This window comes from Streptomyces sp. BR123 (assembly GCF_013401435.1).
GTDB lineage: Bacteria > Actinomycetota > Actinomycetes > Streptomycetales > Streptomycetaceae > Streptomyces.
In genome coordinates, this window is record NZ_JACBGN010000414.1 from 1 (window position 1) to 4,897 (window position 4,897).

The window sequence follows — 4,897 nt, forward strand, 5'->3', positions numbered from 1 at the left end:
CCCCCTCACCTCCCGCGGTGACGGCAGCCGCGCGGCCACGGTCGTCCTGCCCGCCCACAGCCGCCACTCGTTCCGCTACCTGGCGGCCGGCGGCTACTGGTTCGACGACGACCAAGCCGACGGCCACGACGGCGCCAACAGCCGCGTCCACACCTGACAGGGCCTGACCGTGGATGCGGTCGTGCTGCTGCGCGAGGACCACAGGACGGTCGCGAAGCTGTTCAAAAGGTTCGAGAAGACTTCCGGCGGCGACACCGCCGAACGCCGCAACATCGCCCACGGGGTGACCGAGGAGCTCGAAGCCGGAAAGAAGGAGACGCCGCGCGATCCGCTGGCCGTTCCCGGCACCGCCTCCAAATGACGTGGGCACGCCCACGGCGGGCCGGGGGCCGGTACGTGCCGTTCCCGGCGGCCGCGGGCTGCACGCCGCGGCGCGACCAGCCCTACGACTGCATGCTCAAAGGGGCGTGAGACGGTGCGGTTCCTCTTCGTCGCCTGCCTGCTGGTCATCCTCGGCGGGCTCGGCTACTTCATCACCATCGGGGTGCTACAGCGATGACCGGCAGCCGCGAAAAGCACAGGGGGTTCTGGCGGGAGAACAGCCTGACCCTCGCCTTCGGCATCGCCTTCCTCGTGGTTCTCGCCGGCCAGGCCATCGCCGGGCACGCCGAGTTCAACGAGCAGATGACCGTGGACGGCCTTCAGCCGATCACCTTCGCCGACTACCTGGCCTCCTCGGACTTCGCCGTCGATGTGACCGAGAACTGGCAGTCGGAGTTCCTGCAGTTCTTCCTCTACGTCTTCGGCACCGTCTACCTCGTCCAACGAGGCTCCCCGGAATCCAAGGAGATCCACAAGGCAGGCGTCGAAAGCGAGCAGGAGCAGCGCATGGGCGAGCACGCCCGTCCCGACTCGCCCCGCTGGGCCGGCACCGGGGACTGGCGGCAAAGCCTCTACGCCCGTTCCCTGGGCACCGTCATGGGAGTGCTGTTCGCGCTGTCCTGGCTGGCCCAGTCCGTCACCGGCACCGCCGCCTACAACGACCAGCAGCTCCGCCGGCTGGAGAACCCCGTCAGCTGGGCCGACTACGTCGCCACACCCGATTTCTGGAACCGGACCCTGCAGAACTGGCAGTCCGAACTCCTCGCGGTCGCCGCCATGGTCGTACTGTCCATCTACCTCCGCCAACGCGGCTCCCCGGAATCCAAACCGGTCGGTGCCGCCCACGCCGCCACGGGCATCGAGGGCTGACCACCCCCGTGGCACGACATGCCGCGAACGTACCGCGTCGGATCCGCGAGTACGGCCCGCACCGCGGACGGGGCGCCGGACCAGCCGATGACGGCGGACATTCCGGTTCGCCGGCCGTACCGGGGGCACGCGCACCGTGGGGGCAGGGAGCAGCAGCACGGACCCACGGAACTGCGACAGGGCCGTCGGCAAGGAGGCGTCATGAGGGCACTCACATGGCACGGCAAGCGGGACGTACGCGTCGACACCGTGCCCGACCCCGCGATTCGGGACCGCGATGACGTGATCGTCAAGGTCACCACGACCGGCCTGTGCGGCTCGGACCTGCACCTCTACGAGGTCCTCGGCGCCTTCCTCGACGTCGGCGACATCCTGGGCCACGAGCCCATGGGCGTCGTCGAGGAGGTGGGACCCGAGGTCACGCACGTGAAGCCCGGGGACCGGGTGGTGATCCCCTTCAACATCTCCTGCGGAACGTGCTACATGTGCGCCCGCGGGCTCCAGTCGCAGTGCGAGACCACACAGGTCCACGAGCACGGCACCGGAGCCTCGCTCTTCGGCTACACGAAGCTCTACGGGCAGGTACCGGGCGGCCAGGCCCAGTATCTGCGGGTCCCGTTCGGCAACACCCTCCCCGTCCGGGTCCCGGACGGGCCGCCCGACGACCGCTACGTCTACCTGTCGGACGTCCTGCCCACGGCCTGGCAGGCGGTCGAGTACGCGAACGTGCCGCCCGGTGGCAGCGTCGCCGTGCTGGGCCTGGGGCCCATCGGCGACATGAGCTGCCGCATCGCCGCCCACCGCGGAGCCGGCACGGTCATCGGCATCGACCTCGTTGCCGAACGCCTGGACCGGGCCCGCCGGCGCGGGAGCCACGCCCTGGACGTCCGGCAGAGCGGCGACGACCTCGCCGACGCCGTCCGCGAACTCACCGGCGGACGGGGCCCCGATGCCGTCATCGACGCCGTGGGCATGGAAGCCCACGGCAGCCGCGTCGCCGCCGCAGCGCAGGGCGTGGCCACGCTCCTGCCGGACGCTCTCGCCGCGGCCGTGATGAAACGCGCCGGAGTCGACCGGCTCGCCGCGCTGGACGCCGCGATCGAGCTCGTCCGACGCGGCGGAACCGTATCGGTGTCCGGGGTGTACGGAGGCGCGGCCGATCCGCTGCCGCTGCTGACCATGTTCGACAAGCAGCTCACCCTGCGCATGGGCCAAGCCAACGTACGCCGCTGGGTCGACGACATCCTCCCCCTCCTCACCGACGAGGACCCCCTCGGCGTGGACGACTTCGCCACCCACCGGCTGCCCCTCGAGCAGGCTCCCGACGCCTACGAGATGTTCCAGAAGAAGCAGGACGGCGTCGTGAAGGTCCTCTTCACGCCCTGACAGCGGGCCGGCGACCGGAGCGGCGTCGCCGACACCTCCGACCGGGCTCCGCGCCCTCGACGAGGTGCATCCCATTGGAGCGGTAGGCGCCGGACGGACGCAGCGCCGGGACCGGCCCACGCGCGCACACCGGGACCCCGCCGGCGAGAGGTGAGACGGCCCGCCGCGCGGGCGGGCCCGCGGATGACGGCCGTGCCCGGCAGTCGGGCGGGGAGAGGCGCCGTCGGGGGCGCGGGCGGCTGCGCCCGAACACGCGCTCCCGGCGGATTCGGGCGGCCGTACGAGCGCCCCCTCGGGAGCGGGAAGCGCCCGGTGAAGTTCCCCAACTGGGCGTCAGCGGCGGGATTTCCACGGTCTGGCGTGGGTATCGGTGATCAACACCGGGCCCGGAATCCATGGGGGCCCGGATCCACGTATGAGGACGCCGATGTCCGGACTCCGCGCCGCCCGCCACACCCCGTCGAGACATGCCGCCACCGGTCCGGGGCGGCAGATACGGCCCCGGATGGTGCGCGCCGCCGTGCTGCCCACCCTCGCCGCCGGTCTCAGCGGAACCGCCGCGGTGATCTTCACCCTGCAGCTCGGCGGCGGGGGCGGGCACCGGGACGCCCGGCTCTGGCCCGTCCTCTTCGGCTGCGCCCTGCTCGTCGTCGGCGCGCTCGCCGCAGCCCTGCTCGGCGCCCGGCGCAGCGCCGAGGCGGTCCGGGACCGCTGCGAGGCCCTGCGCCGCTCCAGCGTGCGCGGCCGCCAGGAGCTGCGGGCCAGCGCGGAACGGCTCGAACGCGGCGAGCAGCCTGCCCGGCCCTTCCGCGGCGGCCCGACCGCGCTGCCGCCCGGTACCGACCCCGGGCAGGTCGACGAGTTCTGGCTGCTGTCCCAGGAGCTGCGCGGCGCCCGGGAACAGGCGCACGCCGCCCTCGTACGGCTGGCCGCACCGGCCGCCCCCTGCGACAGCGAGCGGAAGGTCGAGGTCTTCGCCAACCTCGCCCGTCGCCTCCAGTCCCTCGTACACCGCGAAATCTCGCTGCTCGACGGGCTGGAGGACACCGTCGAGGACCCCGACCTGCTGAAGGAGCTCTTCCACGTCGACCACCTGGCGACCAGGATCCGCCGGCACGCCGAGAACCTCGCCGTGCTCGGCGGCGCCGGCTCCCGCCGCCAGTGGACCCGCCCCGTCGACCTGAGCGAGGTGCTGCGCTCGTCCGTCGCGGAGGTCGAGCAGTACACGCGGGTCAAGGTGGTGCCGCCGGCCGGGGGCACCGTCCGCGGCCACGCCGTCGCCGACGTGGTGCACCTGCTCGCCGAACTGGTCGAGAACGCCACGGTGTTCTCCGCCCCGGACACCGACGTGGTCGTGCGCGCCGAGCGGGTCACCGCCGGCATCGCCGTGGAGGTCGAGGACCGCGGGCTGGGCATGCCGGCCGCGGAACACCACCGGATGAACGCCCTCCTCGCCGATCCCGACCAGGTCAGCGTGCGGCACCTGCTGGCGGACGGGCGGATCGGCCTGTACGTGGTCTCGGCCCTGGCCCGGAGGCACGGCATCGCAGTCGAGCTCAAGGCCAACATCTACGGCGGGGTGCTCGCCGTGCTCGTCCTGCCGCAGGACCTGCTCGGTGCCGAGGCGCCCGGCGCCGCCGACGCGATCGGCGGCTCCCGGGCCACCTCGTGGGGGACCGGCGCGGGGACCGGATCCGGAACGAGGACGGGGCCGGGGACGGGGGCCGGGCCGGGGCAGCCCGGGATGCTGCCGCTGGAGCCCGCGCGGGTGTCGGTGCCCCGTCCGGCCGCAGCGCCTGCCGCCCGGCGGCCCGCGGCACCGGCCCGGGCGAAGGCCGCCCCGGAGCCGCGGCCCGGCCGTACGGGGCCGACGGTAGCGGTGGCCTCGCCGCCGGCTCCGGTCCAGGAGCCGGCCCCTGCTCCTGCCGCGGTCCGGGCTCCGGCGGTGGTGCGGCCGCCACAGCCGCAGGTTCCGTACGCCGCCGAGGCCTGGGCGGCGGGTGCGGGAGGGGCGGCTCCCGCCCCGGCCGCGCGGCCCGACCGCGGGCCCGCTCCCGGCGCGGCCCCGGTCCTCGGACCGGATCCGCGGCTCGGCACGCACCCGGCGGACCCCTGGCCGGTGGCCGGGGCCCGGGCAGGGGGCTCGACCCGGAACGCGGCGCCGGCAGCCGCGTCCGTGCCGGCCGCCCGGACCCACCCGGACCGGCCGCCCCTTCCCCGTCGGCGGGCCCAGGCCCACCTGGCCCCCGAGCTGCGGGAC

4 protein-coding genes are annotated in these 4,897 nt (G+C 74.1%); all 4 read left to right on the forward strand.

Annotated elements, in window-relative coordinates; genetic code table 11:
* Positions 1 to 181: 181 nt before the first annotated feature.
* Positions 182 to 361 (forward strand): hypothetical protein, encoded by a 180-nt coding sequence (locus tag HYE82_RS33945; protein WP_179178068.1) that lies wholly within the window; start codon positions 182 to 184, stop codon positions 359 to 361.
* A 194-nt stretch (positions 362 to 555) separates the two neighbouring features.
* Positions 556 to 1,251 (forward strand): DUF6766 family protein, encoded by a 696-nt coding sequence (locus tag HYE82_RS33950; RefSeq protein ID WP_179178069.1) that lies wholly within the window; start codon positions 556 to 558, stop codon positions 1,249 to 1,251.
* Between the two features lie 201 nt (positions 1,252 to 1,452).
* Positions 1,453 to 2,637 (forward strand): zinc-dependent alcohol dehydrogenase, encoded by a 1,185-nt coding sequence (locus HYE82_RS33955; protein ID WP_179178070.1) that lies wholly within the window; start codon positions 1,453 to 1,455, stop codon positions 2,635 to 2,637.
* A 427-nt stretch (positions 2,638 to 3,064) separates the two neighbouring features.
* Positions 3,065 to 4,897, forward strand: a 1,833-nt coding sequence (locus tag HYE82_RS33960) for an ATP-binding protein (RefSeq protein WP_256988066.1), incomplete at its 3' end; no start/stop codon positions are given.